16 protein-coding genes are annotated in these 17997 nt (G+C 41.8%); 15 read left to right on the top strand and 1 reads right to left on the bottom strand.

Annotation, left to right across the window (positions count from 1 at the left end):
• Positions 1-95 precede the first annotated feature (95 nt).
• The 7 genes from yukD (at position 96) to AC3WTB_RS06000 (ending at position 11235) form a co-directional block, all read left to right on the top strand.
• Positions 96-335: an ESX secretion system protein YukD gene (yukD, locus tag AC3WTB_RS06030; protein WP_003213579.1), complete on the top strand. Its 240-nt coding sequence runs from the start codon at positions 96-98 to the stop codon at positions 333-335.
• Positions 336-349: 14 nt separating this feature from the next.
• On the top strand, positions 350-1663 hold the full coding sequence (essB, locus tag AC3WTB_RS06025; protein ID WP_024425959.1) for a type VII secretion protein EssB: 1314 nt from the start codon (positions 350-352) through the stop codon (positions 1661-1663).
• Between the two features lie 51 nt (positions 1664-1714).
• Positions 1715-6190, top strand: a complete 4476-nt coding sequence (gene essC / locus AC3WTB_RS06020) for a type VII secretion protein EssC (protein ID WP_492333463.1) — start codon at positions 1715-1717, stop codon at positions 6188-6190.
• Positions 6187-9084, top strand: a complete 2898-nt coding sequence (gene esaA / locus AC3WTB_RS06015) for a type VII secretion protein EsaA (RefSeq protein WP_492333462.1) — start codon at positions 6187-6189, stop codon at positions 9082-9084. The genes essC and esaA overlap by 4 nt, the downstream gene beginning before the upstream one ends.
• Positions 9074-9559 (top strand): type VII secretion protein EssA, encoded by a 486-nt coding sequence (essA, locus tag AC3WTB_RS06010; protein ID WP_039181152.1) that lies wholly within the window; start codon positions 9074-9076, stop codon positions 9557-9559. Before esaA ends, essA begins: the two co-directional genes overlap by 11 nt.
• Positions 9560-9658: 99 nt before the next feature.
• Entirely contained in the window at positions 9659-10402 is a 744-nt protein-coding gene (locus tag AC3WTB_RS06005; RefSeq protein ID WP_492333682.1) for a (S)-benzoin forming benzil reductase, read from the top strand.
• A 299-nt stretch (positions 10403-10701) separates the two neighbouring features.
• Positions 10702-11235, top strand: a complete 534-nt coding sequence (locus AC3WTB_RS06000; RefSeq protein ID WP_024423336.1) for an HD domain-containing protein — start codon at positions 10702-10704, stop codon at positions 11233-11235.
• Here the strand turns inward: AC3WTB_RS06000 and AC3WTB_RS05995 are convergent.
• Entirely contained in the window at positions 11232-12719 is a 1488-nt protein-coding gene (locus AC3WTB_RS05995; RefSeq protein ID WP_492333461.1) for an esterase/lipase family protein, read from the bottom strand. The two genes, AC3WTB_RS06000 and AC3WTB_RS05995, sit on opposite strands and share 4 nt — an antisense overlap.
• 176 nt (positions 12720-12895) lie before the next feature.
• Here AC3WTB_RS05995 and AC3WTB_RS05990 point away from each other — a divergent pair, with 176 nt between their 5' ends.
• From AC3WTB_RS05990 to AC3WTB_RS05955, 8 genes are all read left to right on the top strand, one after another.
• Positions 12896-13132 carry a YuzF family protein gene (locus tag AC3WTB_RS05990; protein WP_024423334.1) on the top strand — a complete coding sequence of 79 codons (237 nt, stop codon included), beginning with the start codon at positions 12896-12898 and terminating at the stop codon, positions 13130-13132.
• Between the two features lie 183 nt (positions 13133-13315).
• A complete protein-coding gene (locus AC3WTB_RS05985; RefSeq protein WP_039181146.1) occupies positions 13316-14419 on the top strand; it encodes an AI-2E family transporter in 1104 nt (367 codons plus the stop codon).
• 66 nt (positions 14420-14485) lie between these two features.
• The gene (locus tag AC3WTB_RS05980) at positions 14486-14707 is read left to right on the top strand and encodes a spore germination protein (RefSeq protein ID WP_003213446.1); all 222 of its coding nucleotides are present in this window, start codon (positions 14486-14488) and stop codon (positions 14705-14707) included.
• Positions 14708-14805: 98 nt separating this feature from the next.
• Positions 14806-15027: a spore germination protein gene (locus tag AC3WTB_RS05975; RefSeq protein WP_024425952.1), complete on the top strand. Its 222-nt coding sequence runs from the start codon at positions 14806-14808 to the stop codon at positions 15025-15027.
• Between the two features lie 96 nt (positions 15028-15123).
• Positions 15124-15372 (top strand): YueH family protein, encoded by a 249-nt coding sequence (locus tag AC3WTB_RS05970; protein ID WP_151284693.1) that lies wholly within the window; start codon positions 15124-15126, stop codon positions 15370-15372.
• A 27-nt stretch (positions 15373-15399) separates the two neighbouring features.
• Positions 15400-15807, top strand: a complete 408-nt coding sequence (locus tag AC3WTB_RS05965; RefSeq protein WP_268465247.1) for a YueI family protein — start codon at positions 15400-15402, stop codon at positions 15805-15807.
• A gap of 60 nt (positions 15808-15867) precedes the next feature.
• Positions 15868-16419, top strand: coding sequence for a cysteine hydrolase family protein (locus AC3WTB_RS05960; protein WP_492333460.1), 552 nt, complete (start codon positions 15868-15870; stop codon positions 16417-16419).
• Between the two features lie 17 nt (positions 16420-16436).
• The gene (locus AC3WTB_RS05955) at positions 16437-17909 is read left to right on the top strand and encodes a nicotinate phosphoribosyltransferase (protein WP_024423327.1); all 1473 of its coding nucleotides are present in this window, start codon (positions 16437-16439) and stop codon (positions 17907-17909) included.
• Positions 17910-17997 lie beyond the last annotated feature (88 nt).

Here is a 17997-nt window from a genome sequence, read left to right as displayed (position 1 = left end):
TCAAGGGGATTTCCTTTCTAAGTGTGAAAAGCAGAAACAGCGCCGAGTCTGTCAATGGATGCCGGCGCTCTTTCTATTTTGTGAGGTGGAAATTTGTGTATATCGATATTACCATCGACTTAAAAAATTATGATGGCAGTGTGTTTGATTTGAGACTATCAAATTATTTACATATTAAACAAGTCATCCATATCGCCTGGCAGGCAAAACAAATCTCGCTTCCAAAGCGGGAAGGCGGATGGGTGCGAGTAGTCAATAAGAAAGCTGTGTTTTCAGGCGAATATAAGCTGTCAGACTGTGGAATTACCACAGGAGACAGGCTGGAAATACTATGAAAGGACTTTTGTAAATGGCAGATAAAAAGAGTTCCTATTTAGAAGAACAATTAGAAGCAGTCATGAAAAAAGAGGGAGGCACCTATACCTTTATTTTTCAAAAAGAGACAATTAAACTCTTAGACGGTTTAGAAGCGGCACCGATCAAAGACATCAACCCTTCATTTCAGAAAGAGATTCAATTAACTGAAGATGAGGTCATCATTTCTATTCAACCGCCTCCTGCCTATCAGGAATTTCGTTTCATCCATGCAAAGGATGAAAAAAGCAAATGGATTTTTTCATACCAGCTTGTCGATGCAGTTCTTAAACACGACGTGAAGCGGCTGCATCCTATTGTTTCTCCTGAAAACATTGTTTTTCATCAAGGCTTAGCTCCTGCATTTTTGCATTATGGAGTCAAAGAAAGCATCCCGCCATATGAAACTGATGAACATCGCCTGTTAAAAGAGGTCAAGGCCGTCGTTCTTCGAGTGGTTGACCATGAATATCAATTTCAAGAATATGTGGCTTACAATGAAACGTTGAAATTATCTGAGCTGGCAAAAGAAATTAGTGAAACGAAGTCGCTGGAAGAATTGTCAGCTTTGATTGAGCAAAAGATCAAAGCAATCGATACGAAAGAAAAAACGCTATTAACCATCCCTAAAAAGAAATGGAAGATTGAGCGATACATCGGACTAGGTCTGCTTGTCCTGTTAATCCCTGCATTGGTGTACACCATTTACACCTTCTTTTTTGCCATGCCAAAACAAGAAGCATACGTCGAGGCAAACAAATATTATCTCAACAAGCAGTACAGTCAAGTGGTGGATACGTTAGAGAAATATCCAGCCAATAAAATGCCAGTCTCACTTCAATATGAACTGGCCATTTCGTATGTACAAACGAATCAAGGCAGCCTCTTACTTGATCAGCATAAAAAAGAAATCACAGAAACGTACACATTACAGACAGATCCGCAATACTTCCTATTCTGGATTCATATTGGACAAGGCAATAGCAAGGAAGCACTTGATATTGCACGGGTGCTTGGAGACGACAGGTACATATTCACGGCACTCGTCGCCTACCGCAATGAAATTCAAAACGATGACAGCCTTTCTGCTGAAGAAAAACAAAAACAACTAGATCCAATCATTAAAGAAATGGCGAAATATGAAGAAAAAGAAACAACCGAGACAAGCACAAGTGACTCCTCGGGCGCAAGCCAAACAGATGAAACAGCTGAACAAAAAGAGCAGTCAAAAGCCGATCAAGAGAAAAAAGAGAAAGAATCTGAAGCGAAAAAGAAAACCTCTCAGACAAAAAAAGATGAGAAAAAATAATTCTTTCGATACAACTGACAGTTGGTGCTGTCCGATGAGGAGGTGGAGCGTTTGAGTCTTCTTTGGGTTTTTTATGAGGAGGATTATCAAACCGTCCGTTTAGATGAGCAGTTCAATCGAGAAGCTCTGATTGGACCTGAAATAGAGCATACGGTGACAATCCCTTCACTTTCATTTGATGAAGGGACAATTCGTTTATCTCCTGATGAACCGAATGATGGTTTTACTATTTATCAGGGGAATGAGAAGAAAGGCAAATTACTTCCACATGAACCATATCAGCTTGGTTCACTCACATTTATTTTAATGGATGCACATCATGATCAGCATATTTATTACCTAGGAAATAGAGTTGAGCTGTCTTTTTCACGTGAAGAGAAAGATGAGATTGATGTGTGGAAAGAACAAGCTCATTCCATGTTTCAAGATGCCAGCCAGTTCACTTTAGAGAAAATCGAAGGAACATGGTATGTCATGCCTCAGGACGAGACGATTTACGTGAACGGAAAGAAAATCAACGGTCCAGAGAAGGTTTATGCCGGAGATGAGCTGTTCTGGAACTTTCTGACGGTGACATTTATAGATGATGATTTATTACAGGTGACAGCTTACGAACCTTTTCAAACGCGTTTGGAAAAAACAAGACCTCCAAGCACAGAAACAAAACAAAAATACCCTTCATACAGACGTACACCGCGTTTGATTTATGATTTACCAGATGACCGGGTATCCTTTAGCTTTCCTTCGCAGGAGAGTGAAAATAACAGCAGAGGGCTTTGGCTTGTTGTCCTTCCGCCGCTTGTCATGCTCCTTGTGATGGGGATTGTCGCCCTTATCCAGCCACGCGGAATCTTTATTGTCGTGTCGATGGCGATGTTTATCATGACGTTAATTACATCGTCCGTTCAATACTTTAAAGAAAAATCACAGCGCAAAAGACGAGAAGAGAAGCGGCAGCGAGTCTATTCTCTTTATTTAGAAAATAAGCGGAAAGAGCTGCAGGAGCTGTATGACCGCCAGCAATATATTTTGACGTATCATTATCCGTCATTTGAACAAATGAAGTATTTAACATCAGAAATCAGCGGCCGCATTTGGGAAAAGACGCTTGTAAGTGACGACTTCTTGCATCTGCGTCTCGGAACGGGCGCAGTCCCATCAAGCTATGAATTATCGATGAGCGGCGGCGATATGGCCAACCGGGATGTTGATGACTTAATGGAACAAACGCAGCACATGCAAAAAGTATATCGTGAAGTGAAGAATGTCCCGATTACATTCGGCCTTGCGGATGGTCCAACAGGATTAATTGGGAAGCCTGCGATTGTGAAAAATGAGCTTCATCAGCTTGTCGGACAGCTTGCTTTCTCGCACAGCTATCACGATTTGAGATTTGTCTTTATCTTTCATGAGCAGGAGTATGAGAATTGGGAATGGATGAAATGGCTTCCGCACTTCCAGCTGCCTCATACATATGGCAAAGGGTTTATTTACAACGAACAAACACGTGATCAGCTGTTGTCCTCGATTTATGAAATTTTACGTGAGCGTGATTTAGAAGAAGAAAAAGAGAAGAAAATCTTTACGCCTCATTTTGTGTTCATCGTGACAAATCATGAGCTCATTGCCGAGCATGTGATTTTAGAATACTTAGAAGGCAGCCGAACAGATCTTGGTATTTCCATCATCTTTGCAGCAGAAACAAAGGAAAGCTTAGCTGAAAATATTTCGACGCTTGTCCGTTATATTAACGAAGAAGAAGGAGATATTCTCATTCAGCACAAGAAGGCAGTAAGAATTCCGTTTCAGCTTGATACACATCAGCGCGGGGACAATGAACTGTTTGCCAGAACCCTGAGAACATTAGATCATCAAGTCGGTATGACCAATTCGATTCCTGAGACGGTCTCATTCCTTGATCTTTTCCATGCCAAACAGGTAGATGATATTGGCATTCGTGAAAAATGGCTGACTTCAGAAACGGCCAAATCATTATCAGTGCCAATCGGTTATAAAGGGAAAAACGACATTGTCGATTTGAACCTGCATGAAAAAGCACATGGCCCGCACGGACTATTGGCGGGAACAACGGGATCAGGGAAGAGTGAATTTTTACAGACGTATATTTTATCGCTCGCTGTACATTTTCACCCGCACGAAGTTGCTTTCCTGTTGATTGACTACAAAGGAGGCGGAATGGCGCAGCCGTTCCGAAATATTCCTCATTTACTTGGAACGATCACCAATATTGAAGGCAGCAAGAACTTTAGTGAAAGAGCGCTTGCCTCAATTAAAAGTGAATTGAAGAAAAGACAGCGGCTGTTTGATCAGTATCATGTGAATCACATCAATGATTATACGAAGCTCTACAAGGAGAAAAAGGCTGAGCAGGCAATGCCTCACTTGTTCTTAATCTCTGATGAGTTTGCTGAATTAAAAAGTGAAGAGCCAGACTTTATTAGGGAGCTTGTCAGTGCTGCACGTATCGGCCGAAGCCTCGGGGTCCATCTGATCTTAGCTACCCAAAAGCCAGGCGGGGTCATTGATGACCAGATTTGGAGTAACTCCCGCTTTAAGGTCGCACTCAAAGTGCAAGATGCGTCAGACAGTAAGGAAATTTTGAAAAATAGTGATGCAGCGTCTATTACCGTTACAGGCCGCGGTTATTTACAAGTGGGCAACAATGAAATTTATGAATTGTTCCAATCGGCTTGGAGCGGTGCACCATATATGGAAGATGGCTACGGCTCAGAAGATGACATTGCCATTGTGACTGATACTGGTCTTATTCCGTTATCAGGAGTAAGCACAGAGCCAGCAGTGAAAAAAGAGACAGTGACGGAGATTTCTGCTGTTGTGGATGAAATTGAACGTATGCAGCAAGAGCTTGGAATTGAGAAGCTGCCAAGTCCATGGCTTCCACCGCTTGAAGAGCGGATCCCTAAAACACGTTATGCGTCGAGTGAAGAGCATGTCTTCCATTTTGCGCTTGTCGATGAACCAGATCAGCAAAGCCAGCATCCACTTTCTTATCAAATGATGGAAGATGGGAACATTGGCATCTTTGGTTCCTCCGGCTACGGCAAATCACTTGCTGCTACAACACTATTGATGAGCTTTGCGGAGAGGTATTCACCTGAAGAATGGCACGCATATATTTATGATTTCGGAAACGGAACATTGCTTCCGTTAGCCAAACTGCCGCATACGGCGGATTATTTCTTAATGGATCAGATGAGAAAGATTCAAAAATCAATGAAGCGTCTGCGGGAAGAGGTTGAATATCGCAAGCGGTTATTCAGACAGCAAGAAATGAGTCATATCAAAATGTACAATGCCTTAAATGAGAAAAAGCTTCCGTTCATTTTTATCGTGATTGACAACTTTGACATTGTCAAAGACGAAATGCATGATCTCGAATCTGAATTTATTCAGCTGAGCCGTGACGGACAATCTCTAGGTATATACTTCTTGATTACAGCGACTCGGGTAAATGCAGTGCGTCAATCGCTGATGAACAATCTGAAAACTAAGATTGTCCATTACTTAATGGATCAAGGAGAGGCATACTCGATTATTGGCAGACCGAAATTCAGTTTAGAGCCGATCCCAGGACGAGTGATTATCAACAAAGAAGAGCTTTATTTTGCGCAAATGTTTCTGCCAGTTGAAGGAGAGAACGATCTCGAATTGTTTGAGCATCTGAAACAAGAGATACAGCTTCTTCATGACCGCTTTGAAGCAGCCGAAAAACCAAAGCCTGTGCCAATGCTTCCTGATAAGCTGACAGTTTGGGAGCTTGAGAGTCGTTTAGATGAACAAAAACCACCTTATGACATTCCAGTCGGATTAGATGAGGAATCTGTGGCACCTGTTTATTTTGACTTGAAAAAGAATAAACATTGCCTCATCATCGGTCAAACGCAGCGCGGGAAAACAAATGTGACAAAACTAATGCTTGATCAGCTTTTAGTGGCAAAGCCTGAAAAACTGGCAGTCTTTGATTCAATTGATCGAGGTCTATCCCATTATGCAAAAGAAGAGAACATTGATTACCTTGAAACAAAGGATGATATCACGGAATGGGCAGAAGAAATGGACCGCTTATTCAAGGTGCGGGAAGAGATGTATGTCGAAGCTGTTCGCCGAGGGGAGACCGATCAGCTGTCATTTCCTCAAATTGTGCTTGTGATTGATGGCATTACGCGTTTTCAGCAGACGATCGATCCGCGTCTTCAAGATCAATTGGCTGATTTCATGAAGTCATATGCACACTTAGGCTTCAGCCTGATTGCATCAGGGAATCATACCGAGTTCAGTAAGGGTTATGATGCACTCACAAACGAAATCAAACAAGTTCGTCATGCCATGTTACTCATGAAAAAATCAGAGCAAAACATCATACCGCTTCCGTATGCAAGACAAGAACCAGACATTCAGCCAGGCTTCGGCTATTTGGTTGAAAACGGGAAAGAGAAGAAAATCCAGGTTCCTTTATGTGCGGTAGAAAGGAAGAGTGTTCAATGACAGAGCAGCAAAAAAGCTCCATCAAAATCATATCCACCATGATATTAATTCTTGTGCTGCCGGTTTTATTTTTCCACCTGATTGGAGATGATCCGGCAAAGCAGAAGAAGAATGCCACACGAAATATTGCGGTGGTCAATGAGGATATGGGGGCGAGTGAAAGTGAAAACACGGCTCGTTTCGGACAGGATGTTGTGGCAGCATTGTCAGAGCGTCCTGATTATACATGGACTGTAGTGAATCGCAGTGCGGCGGAAAATGGACTGAAAAACAGAAAGTATGACGCTGTCCTCTATATTCCGTCGGACTTCTCTAAAAATGTGCTGAGCTATGATAAAGACCATCCGGAAAAGGCGTCCATTCAATTTTCGATTCAAGATCAGCTCAATGCTGTCAATAAAGAGAAAGTGCAAAGAGAGCTGGAAAATGCACAAAAGAAAATGAATGAACAGATGTCGACGTTATACTGGAGTTTTGTATCTCAGGAAATTGGCAATGTGAGAGAAGAGTTTGAGCATATTGTCGGCAAAGAAGTCGAATTCCAAAACACGATGTACAACTTCTATAAACCGAACTCGAACAAACTATCAGATGCCGTACAGCAGCAGAAGAAACAAATAGAAGAATTAAAGAATGCAATGGCCGATTCACAGAAACAATATAAAGACGGCTTGAGTACAACAGAAGAAGCAAAGAACCAGTTAAAGGACTTTGTGAAAGTAGTCGATCAATACCAGCAGTATCAAGACAAACAAAAGGATCTCTTGATCAAAGCGCAATCAACAAACCAAAAGCAAATCCAGCAAGGGCTTAAGCAGCTCGCTGACATTCAAAACCAAAATGCCCGCAGCTTTAGTGATCAAATGGGCGGACTCAAAACAGACATCAACGGGGTACAAAGTCAGCTGAAAACAACTGACAGCGCCATCCAATCTGTTCAAAAGTCGAGAGAAGAGGCTATTCCTAAGCAATCAACGGGATTAACGGAACTTGTGAAGACGTCTCAGGAAGAACTGATTAAAAAGTATGAAGAGCGTTACTTAGAAGATTATCGAAATAAAATATCAGCCCTGCAGACAAAGCTATTAGCAAAAAGGCAAGAGTTAATGGACGAGTCGGAACCGCCAGTTGATTCTGATGATGACGGGCCATCAGACCAAGATAATGAAAACCCAGAAGAGATTGGGATTAACTTAGATGAAGAAACAAATGAACTCTCACAAATTTCAATAGAGATGAATGAGCTTGCGGATCAATTAGGAGAACCGGAAACACCGCCTTCGACTGAAGATGGGGAACAAGGTGAAAGCGGTGAAAATCCTGCTCAGCCAGATACCAGTAGTAAGAATTCATCGCAGGATGACCTAAAAGCACTCTCAACTCGCTTAGATGAAGTGAAAGAGAAAATTCAAGAAAAAGCTGCTGCTCATAATGACGAATTGAAAGATAAAGTGAGTCAAATGAGTAAAGAGCTTGAGAGTCTGACGAAAAAAGTAGATAAACTTGAAAAGATGATTCTATCGTTACAAGATCGATATAATGTCATTCCAAATGAAATCAAAAATCAGGAATCATCCATTGTCAGCAAAGTAAAAGAGCTGAAGCGCAGAAATTCACCGATTAGTAATGTCTTTAGCGATAATCTTTTTGAGAAAAAATTTGAAACGAAATCAACAAGAACTAAAAAATTAATGGACTATTCAAATCAACTCTCTCAGCTAGAGCTGATGATTGCAAATGTCTATCAACCATCTAATAACTCTTCTCTATATGACACTAAAGGAGAAGAAATCCAATCCATCCTCTCCATCAAAAAAGAAGAAACAGAAAACTGGGATAAGCTCAAAAACCAGATGCTGACATCAAACGATGATGTGTCTACTTTTATTGATGAGATGCAGAAGTTTTCAGATGGCTATGCGGAGTACATCACGACTCAGCAGGCAAGTATGGAACAGGAATTACAGACAATTGCTGAAAGTGCGGACAATGTAGCTGAGCAAATGGCTGATCAAGGAGATGCGGTATATACAGCAGACCTTGCAGGCAGTTCAATTGTTGTCAGTGCACAGGATTCAATTGGTCAGGAAGTGCTTCGTCTTTCTGAAAATATGAGTTCGTTAACCGACCGCCAAAAAGGGGTGGCGGATTATACGAATAACATTGAAGAGAGTGTCACAACAGTTCAAGAAAAAGCAGATACGCTGAATGAAAACTGGAGCAAGAATGTCGACTCTACAAAACTTGTTCAGCAAGATTTAAAGGGTATTTTAGGAAATACATTAAGTGATCAAGGCAACAGCAACTATGTGTATAATCATTTAGCCAATCCACTGAAAATCAGCGGCGATGTGCCGGAAGAAAAAACGCAGACTGTACCGCCGGTCGTCATTTTGGTCATTGTGATGATCAGCAGTTTGTTAATTGGCTTTTTCAGCTCGTATTATGCGTCAGCTCCGATGCTGGTCAAAGGTGCACTGTTTGGCATCTTAAATCTATTAGTCGGACTCATGATCAGCTTGTTTGGACTGAACATTTACAAGCTTGCAGATGATCAAGCTATTCAATGGTCGATCTTCACCATTTTGTTATTAGTGGCGTGCTCTGCCTTTATTCGCACGGCCTTCCTTTTCGGTTCCATTGCCGGATGGATGGCAGCAACGGCGCTTATTTTCTTCTTTGTCGCACCGTTAATTGATTTGGTGATGCCGAATTTCCACTTTACCAATCCAGTGACAGACGTGTACCTGTCGATCCAATATGGAAATGGAGACACCTTTGGAATGGGCGTCACAGGGTTAGTGATTTTAACTGTCCTTTTCATGGTCGTACCGCTTGTGAAAAAGCTATGGAAAGATAAAACAGAGGAACGTGATGTGACTCATGAAGCTTAATCTATTCGTGAAAGGGGCGGCACTCGCTGCCGTTTCCCTTTTTCTCCTCATCCCTGCCGCTTTTGCTGCTGGTGAAGATACGGATACGAATGTCAAGCCGAATGAATATCAGGAAAAAGAGCTCAATATTAACTCGAGTATATTGAGGGATCAAACGAAATATGAACAAAGTAAAACAACGTCAAAGGTCAAAACAGACATTCATTTTGCTGAACCGCCTAAAGCCCCGGGTGGATCTCTTTCTCCGCAGCTTTTCAGTGATCTAAAAGAGAACCCGCCCAAAACACCAGCTCACATGATGAAAGAGATGAATATTTCTTTTAGTGATTCGGCTGTATCAGCACCTTCTGAGGATGAACATGAGAAGCAGACATCGGCACTGCTTCCGATTATCTTTGGTTTCTTGATAGCCCTTGGTCTCGTCGTGATGATTATCCTGATTCCAAAGGTGAATGCGAAGGCTGAAAAGAAATAGTCTGTCTCTTTTAAAAGAGGCAGGCTTTTCTTTATGCAGATTGCTTGATGTCATACCGTTTCACTACGTAAAATAGTGATATCAAGGGAGGAGATTGTCATTCGAATTTCAATCGTTACAGGCGGATCAAAAGGTTTTGGCCTAGCACTTGTGAACAGGCTGCTTTCACGCGGGGATCTTGTGTACACAGCAGCAAGAAGTGCATCGCCGATATCCCATCCAAAGCTCACACATACTCAGGTCGATCTGACGGATGAAGAAGCAGCGGCCAAATGGCTTCAACATAGTCTCACGCCGCAAACTCTGGAAGATGCTGATGACATCTTATTCGTCAACAACGCAGGAATGGTCACACCTATCAAACGCGTTGGACAAGGCGGACATGATACGCTTCATCAGCATTACAAGTTGAATCTTGTCATTCCTGTTTTGCTGAGCCATGTGTTTGCCAAACAGACTCAATCTTTTAACGGGAAGAAAACGATCGTTCATCTCTCTTCTGGAGCGGCGAAAAACCCATACAAAGGCTGGAGTGCGTATTGCAGTTCAAAGGCAGGACTCGATATGTTTATGAGGACTTTTCATGAGGAACAGCAGGACGAGGCGCATCCGATCAACACGTTTTCCTTTTCACCCGGCACGATCGATACAGATATGCAGGGGGAAATTCGGAAGTCATCAAAACAAGACTTTGAACAAATAGACCGTTTTCAGCAATTATATGAAACAGGCACACTGAAGAGTCCAGATGAAGTCGCAGGTATTTTGCTCAATCTTTTAGGAGATGATCCAGCTGGCGGATGTGTCTACGATGCACGTGAGTATGTGAAAAAGCAGTCATAACGACTGCTGCAGCGTAAAGACAAACCCTCGCATTCGGTGTCAGGCCTGCGTGCTGGTGCTCACGAATGTCAAATTCGCTCCGCGCCAGTACTCGGCCTTCCTAGACTTCAAGGGTTTTCATATCACGCTGAAAAGAAGAAAAAAAGCAGTCATAACGACTGCTTTTTTCGTATTGTACAAGCAAAAACAGCTCATTTGACATAAGCTATTTTTGAGACTCATAGAAAATATAACAGAACATTTGAGTTTCTTTTCAGAATATGTTAGGATGCTAAAAATATAGATAAGGAGGGGTTTCCATGAGAAAGGTTACATTAATGGATGTTTACACCCATCCAGTCGCTCAAAAATATTTAAATCGTTCAGGTAAAGCCCATGCGATTGCTTGTGCTTATCACGCATTCAAATTGGCAGTGCAGGCTGGGATTAATCCAGATCTCGCTGTGAAAGCAGCCCTCTTGCATGACATCGGCCACTATGAATGGTATACAGCTGGCGGAGAATGGGATTACGAGACATATAGACGGAATGATATTCATGCCATAAAAGGCGCAGAGCGTGCTCACAAACTGCTCATACGCCTCGGTGAGGAACCAAAGGCAGCCAAAGATATTGCGCTTGCGATTCTGCTTCATACTGATTCATATTTGCCAGAGGGCGACCTTCATAAGGACACACTCCAGCAAATCGTTAAGAAAGCAGATGAAATGGATGAAGAGCCTGGCGGGCATCACCATTACAGACAAATAGACGAATCACTTGCAATGAAAAAAATCACGGAATTGGATCAGAAAGTGCAGCAGGCACTTCAGCCCATGAAACGCTCTGTTTAGTATGGAATGTCTCCATGAATATTTCCATGCTGATCGACATACAATGTGCGAATAACGGTACGGTTAAATGCTGATGTACCTGATGCAGTGAGTCCAGTGTAATGAACCGTGACAGAATAAGCACCTTCTTTTTTCAATTGAACAGCTGATGAAGCAGTTGTTTTGAGAGGATGATCTTTTTGAGCATCCTTAAAGTAATAGGTTTCTACTTTCTTGCTTAATCGTTTAATCAGACCGCTTGAATGGGTTGATGCATCATCCCCTGATTTCGCTGCCTCTGCTTTGATTTCTTCGTTTAATGGTGAATCAAAGGATACGAGCAGCAAATAAGGAGTCATTTTTTCTGAATTTGATCGAATTGTCCATTTTCCAGGAACGGGTTTATTGATTTGCACATGGTGCGAAAATGCGCCTTCATATGGGAAAGATGCTTCCGATGTCTTCAGATTTGTTAAGACGTCTCCATTTGGGGCGATGATTTCCGGCTGCGCCTCATGCCTTTCATTTAACCACTGAATCGATAAGCCATTCGTTCCTTCCTCTACATAGAACGCTTCTGTTTTATCCTTTTCACTTTCTCCGCCTTTCACATAAACATCTGTATTCAGCTCAGTAGAGTTCGGGTTCTCTATATTTTCATTTCCAGTGCTTGCGGCATTTGCCAGCAGCTGATGCTGGAACACAGGGAACATGCTTGTGCCGTTTTTAATGGAGTTGTGATCCCATTTCCCTGTTAAAATATTGTTTGCATATGATAGTCTTGTGCTGCTTACCGTGACGGCGCCATCGTTTGCACCAAAGCTCTTTAAATACATGCCGCCTAAATAAAGCACTCCGCCAAATGTGCCCCATTCCGATCCCGAATAAGTGATGTATTTTTGAGGAAACTTCTCCAGCTTGTCGGTTTCACTTCGAAAAGCCGCCATGAGTCCCGTTTGCAAAGAATAGAGCGCATCGCTTTTTTGTCCAAGAATTTCCGCGAGCCAGCTTCCGCCCTTGCTATACGCTAAATCTGCCAGTGGCGTCCCGTAATGAGGGGAGCCAAGTGTGATGACCTTCTCTACATATGGATGGGCATTGTGATACACGAGTGCGGACTGTGTATCCACTCCGCCTTTACTATGACCAATCACAATGAGTTTTCGACCGAACACATCATAGATTTCTTTTAGCTTTTCTGCTAATAGTTTGCCATTCTTTTTCGTATTCTGATCTGGATACAAATCTATGAATGCGCTTTCGTATCCGTTCAGAACAGCTTGCTTTGCCATGTCGTTTCGGTCGAACCATGTGGAGGAGGAGCTGTTAATGCCGTGAACAAAAACAAGTGGCGGTTTTGACTCGTCTTTTTGAACTGGCGCTTCTCCTTTAAACCACTTCCCCGGTGTCCCAGGTTCATCTCCAATTGATCCTGCATACGCATAACTTGCAAAGGAAAAAAAGAGCATGACAGCAGCGAGACAGATGAGTTTTTTCAAGATCATTCACCTCTTCAAATGATTTAAGTTGTTGGCAGCACCAATCTATTATACTTCCAAAAGATGTAAAATAACATAAAATGTTAAAATATGGTATTTATGTTGTGGGTTTGCCCTGAGTGACATTCACATGGGTCATTGCATACGCTGTGGGTAAATACACAAGTAAAGGGGCAGGTAGGATGGCACAACAAGGAAGTCCACAGCTTGTTTCATTAGTTGATCCATATGTTTATCAAACATTGCAGAAAGTAATCGGTATGAGATTAATTGTTCAAACAGTGAAAGATACGGTGCGTGGAAAATTGAAAGAAGTCATGCCGGATCATATTGTCATTGAGGCAGGGGCAAAATCAGTTTTTTATGTGCGGATCCAGCAAATTGTATCGGTGATGCCTGATCACAGTGAAAGAGTGTAACAAGCAGACGCAAAGGTGTCTGCTTTTTTCATGCTTACAGAATGTATATCTGGAAAAAGTGCATGATATACCAATTGTTCTTTTTTTTACAAAAAATAAGGTTCTAAAACAAGAAGCAGTTGACAGAAGGTGGGTTGAATAGTAGTTTTTTAATAAGATCAATACGTAACAGGAGGAGCATCTTTGTTAAAATCTAAAGTTCATTTCTGGACATTCCAAATATTACTTGTTTTACTCATTGTTTATGTATCAACAAAGGTTTCGTTTTTATTTCAGCCGATTATTTTATTTGCTTCAACCTTGTTTGTTCCCATCTTGCTGGCTGGAATTCTCTTTTTCATCTTTAATCCAATTGTTCGATTTTTGTCCAAGAAAATTCCTAGGACACTGGCTATCCTGATCATTTATCTTTTGTTCATCGGACTCATCACGTTCATTGTGAATGCTGCGGGACCGATTATTGTCACGCAGGTCGGTGGACTTGTCAAAAGCTTCCCTGGTTATGTGACGGATATGCAGAAATTTATGAATGACTTCTCGCATTCTAAAACATTTACTTGGATGATGAACCAAGATTATGTCTCCGTCTCGAAGTTTGAACAGACAATTGTTTCGACATTAAAAGATTTGCCGGAAAATATTGCTTCAAGTATGTCTGCTGTGTTTGGCGTGATTGCCAATATTGCTTTAGCTGTGATCACAGTTCCGTTCATTTTGTTTTATATGTTGAAAGACGGACATAAGTTTCCGGACAAGCTTGTTCAATTTTTGCCAATGCCTTACCGTAAAGAAGGATTAAAAATCTTTAAAGAATTAAACGATACGCTTGCGGCTTACATACAAGGGCAGATTGTCGTCTGTTTATTTGTTGGAGTGGCTTGTTTTATCGGGTACTTATTAATTGGTGTGAAATATGCGCTCATTCTCGGTATTATCATTGCGGTCACGAATGTGATTCCTTACCTTGGGCCATATCTTGGCGCGGCACCAGCTGTGCTTATTGCGTTTCTTGATTCGCCTGGAAAAGCTGTGGTGACAGTGATTGTGATTCTTGTCGTTCAGCAAGTTGATGGAAATGTCATTTCTCCATTGATTATTGGGAAACGCCTCAACACACATCCTTTGACCATTATCCTTTTATTAATTGGGGCAGGAAGCTTTGGCGGGATCCTTGGCATGATCTTTGCGGTTCCTGTTTATGCACTGCTCAAAGCCATCACCTTGAATATTGTCAGATTGGTGCAGCTGCGTCAGCGATCTCGTAAGGAACAGCATTTAAACGTCTAGGACAGATGCACACCTTTTCCCTTTTTGCATAAGATGATTGAGATAAGCAGATAGGGGGAGATTCTGATGCCTGCAATCGTTGGACCTATTCATATCGAGTCATTAGGAGGAAACGGTGCAGCTACTTTCGGTGATGTCCTGGCCATTGCCCCTTTGGCTGTAGACCACTCTACTGGCGGAGCGGGAGCCTTTAATTCAGGTGATTATATGTCACTTACAAGTGATCCGAATGCCACAATGCTTTGGGACTTCACATTGTTTGGCCAGCCTCAATCATTTAACGCATAGAAAGACAGCTGATGATTACAGATCAGCTGTCTTTTTTATTTTTCATACACGTATTTTTGAGCTGGGCATATGATGTGGGGAGAAAAGGTGGTGGAAAGATGCCAGCGATTGTTGGACCTATTCATATTGACCGTGTGATTGGAAATGGTTCTGCACATTTCGGTGATGTTTTTGCCATTTCGCCAAAAAGTGTCGATCACTCCGCCGGTGGTTCAGGTACCTATAATGCAGGGGACTTTGTCCAATTTTTTAGCAGTCCAAACGTTACGTTTATGTGGGATATAGACCTGATCAGCCAGCAAAAGAGCTTTAATGCGTAGCCAGCTTTGAAAGGGAATTCCTTTTCAGAAGCTGTCTTTTTTTATGGTACAATGGATATGGATGTAAGAAGAAAAAAGAGGTGTGAATAGAGTCAAATGAAAATTAGAAAAGCACACATCACAAGCGGACAACCAAAGACCTACAATGTATATTTACATGAAAATAAAAAAGAATATAAAACGCTTGTAGCTGTACCTGACATTGAATGGAGTATTTCCATTGCGTATGAGGACGAAAAAGAGCAGCTCATCCATACACTTGAACATTCTTTAATGGAAAGAGTAGAAACAGACGAAGCCCGTGACCTCGCACTCAAGATTGTGCACTGGGTCACAGAAATGTAAATTTAGAAACCAGGAGTGGAAACAGCGATGAAAGAAGAATCCGTAGACTTTTATTTGCAGCAGGGGATATTTGGACATGCTGAAACAAAACCCGATGAACGCAGGATGTTTCTTGGTTCATTAAGGGAACGAGCGCTTCTCGCCCTGACAAAGGGACAGGTATCAAGAAATAAACCGTATCATGAGGTGGAGCAAGTATTGAAGGCCAATCGGCAGGCCTCCCTTCTTTTAAATGGTGAACTGTCCTATGCTTCTTATTCTCAATATGTGAAAATGGCAAATGCCGCTGGATGTTCGTTTAAAGTGGTGAATCATCATGAAGCGCACTCTCCATTTGGTCTTGTCATAGAGATGCCAAGTGCGGTGAATCAGGAGCACATTTATATAGAGGATGAACTGTTTCAAAAAGCTTTTTCTCATGAATCTGTTGAATAGGTTTCCCTAGTGAAATGAATAAGATATAATGATTCAAAAGAGCATATGGGAGAGATGCGGATGGGCAAAGCGTTGATTTGTATTGATTATACAGTTGATTTTGTTGCAGACGATGGAAAACTGACATGCGGAAAGCCTGGACAGGCGATTGAGTCTAAGATCACAGAGATCACTTCTTCATTTATTGATGAAGGCCACTTTGTCGTCTTTGCTGTCGATCATCATGAAGAAGAGGATCCTTATCATCCAGAGACAAAGTTATTTCCGCCCCATAATATTCGCGGAACAGAGGGTATTAAACTTTATGGACAACTAAGTTCACTATTTCACACGTCAAAACATTTAAAATATGTCTACTATATGGAAAAAACAAGATACTCTGCTTTTGCAGGCACTCAATTAGAAATGAAACTGCGCGAGCGCGGCATCACGGAACTTCACTTAGCCGGCGTATGTACCGATATTTGTGTACTTCATACAGCTGTTGATGCGTACAATAAAGGCTTTGAACTTGTGATTCACCAAAATGCTGTGGCGAGTTTTAATGAAGCGGGGCACGAGTGGGCACTTTCTCACTTTGAGCAGTCGCTTGGTGCGAAAGTGGTTAAGTAAGGGAAGGAGAATGGAAGTTGGAGCATCGGTTTAATGACGACAGTTTATCACTACATACAGATCTTTATCAAATTAACATGGCAGAAACGTATTGGAGAGACGGCATACATGAGAAGAAGGCAGTCTTTGAACTCTTCTTTAGAAAGCTTCCATTTGACAATGGCTTCGCTGTATTTGCTGGCTTAGAAAAAGCGATTGAATATTTATCGGACTTTTCCTTCACTGAAAGCGATCTCGCGTATTTAAAAGATGAACTTGGTTATAAAAGCGATTTCATTGACTATTTAAGCGGATTGTCCTTTACAGGTACACTTCATTCAATGCGAGAAGGGGAAATTGTCTTTGCGAATGAACCGATTATGCGCATCGAGGCAACGCTTGTTGAAGCTCAGTTAATCGAAACGGCATTGCTCAATATCGTGAATTTCCAGACGCTGATTGCAACAAAAGCAGCTCGGATTAAAGGAATCATTGAAGATGAGACAGCATTAGAATTCGGAACAAGACGGGCACATGAAATGGATGCGGCGATGTGGGGAGCAAGAGCGGCACTCATCGGCGGCTTCCAAGCAACAAGTAATGTTCGTGCTGGGAAACGCTTCAACATCCCTGTATCAGGAACACATGCTCACGCACTTGTACAAGCATACCGTGATGAATATACAGCATTTAAAAAATATGCTGAAACACATACAGACTGTGTCTTTTTAGTCGATACGTATGATACTGTCAGATCAGGTATTCCGAATGCGATTAAGGTAGCGAAAGAATTTGGAGACAAAATCAACTTCATTGGTGTCAGACTTGATAGCGGGGACCTTGCATACTTGTCTAAAAAAGCTAGAACAATGCTGGATGAAGCAGGATTCCATGATGCAAAAGTCATTGCATCAAGCGATCTTGATGAACACACCATTATGAATTTAAAGGCACAGGGCGCCAAAATTGATGTGTGGGGTGTTGGGACAAAACTTATCACAGCATTCGATCAGCCAGCTCTCGGTGCAGTGTATAAGCTGGTGTCCATTGAAGAAAACGGCAAAATGAATGATACCATCAAAATTTCATCCAACCCAGAGAAAGTGACAACACCAGGCCGTAAACGGGTGTACCGCATTATCAATCAATTGAATCATCATTCTGAAGGTGACTACATTGCACTTGAAGAGGAAGATGTTCATAGTGAGGATAAACTAAAAATGTTCCATCCCGTGCATACATTTATTAGTAAATTCGTGACAAACTTTGTGGCGAAAGATCTTCACGTCCCGATTTTTGAACAAGGTAAACTTGTCTATGACAATCCGGATATTCAAACGATTCAAGCCTACGTGCAGGACAGTCTTGGACTCTTCTGGGAGGAATACAAACGAATCAGCAAACCAGAAGAATATCCAGTCGATTTGAGTCAAAAATGCTGGGATAATAAAATGCAGTTTATCCATGATGTGAAAAATAAAATCAAAAAAGAGCTTTATGAAAGCGAATGATTAGAAGAAAGGGAGATCATCAAGCCAGATGGTCTCTTTTTTTTATTTTGACCGATTGAAAATGAACTAAAAGCGCAATCATTTGGTA

The organism is Bacillus sp. EB106-04-04-XG123 (assembly GCF_058791855.1).
Note: the sequence above shows the minus strand (reverse complement) of the source record. Positions and strands in the feature narration are given on the sequence as shown.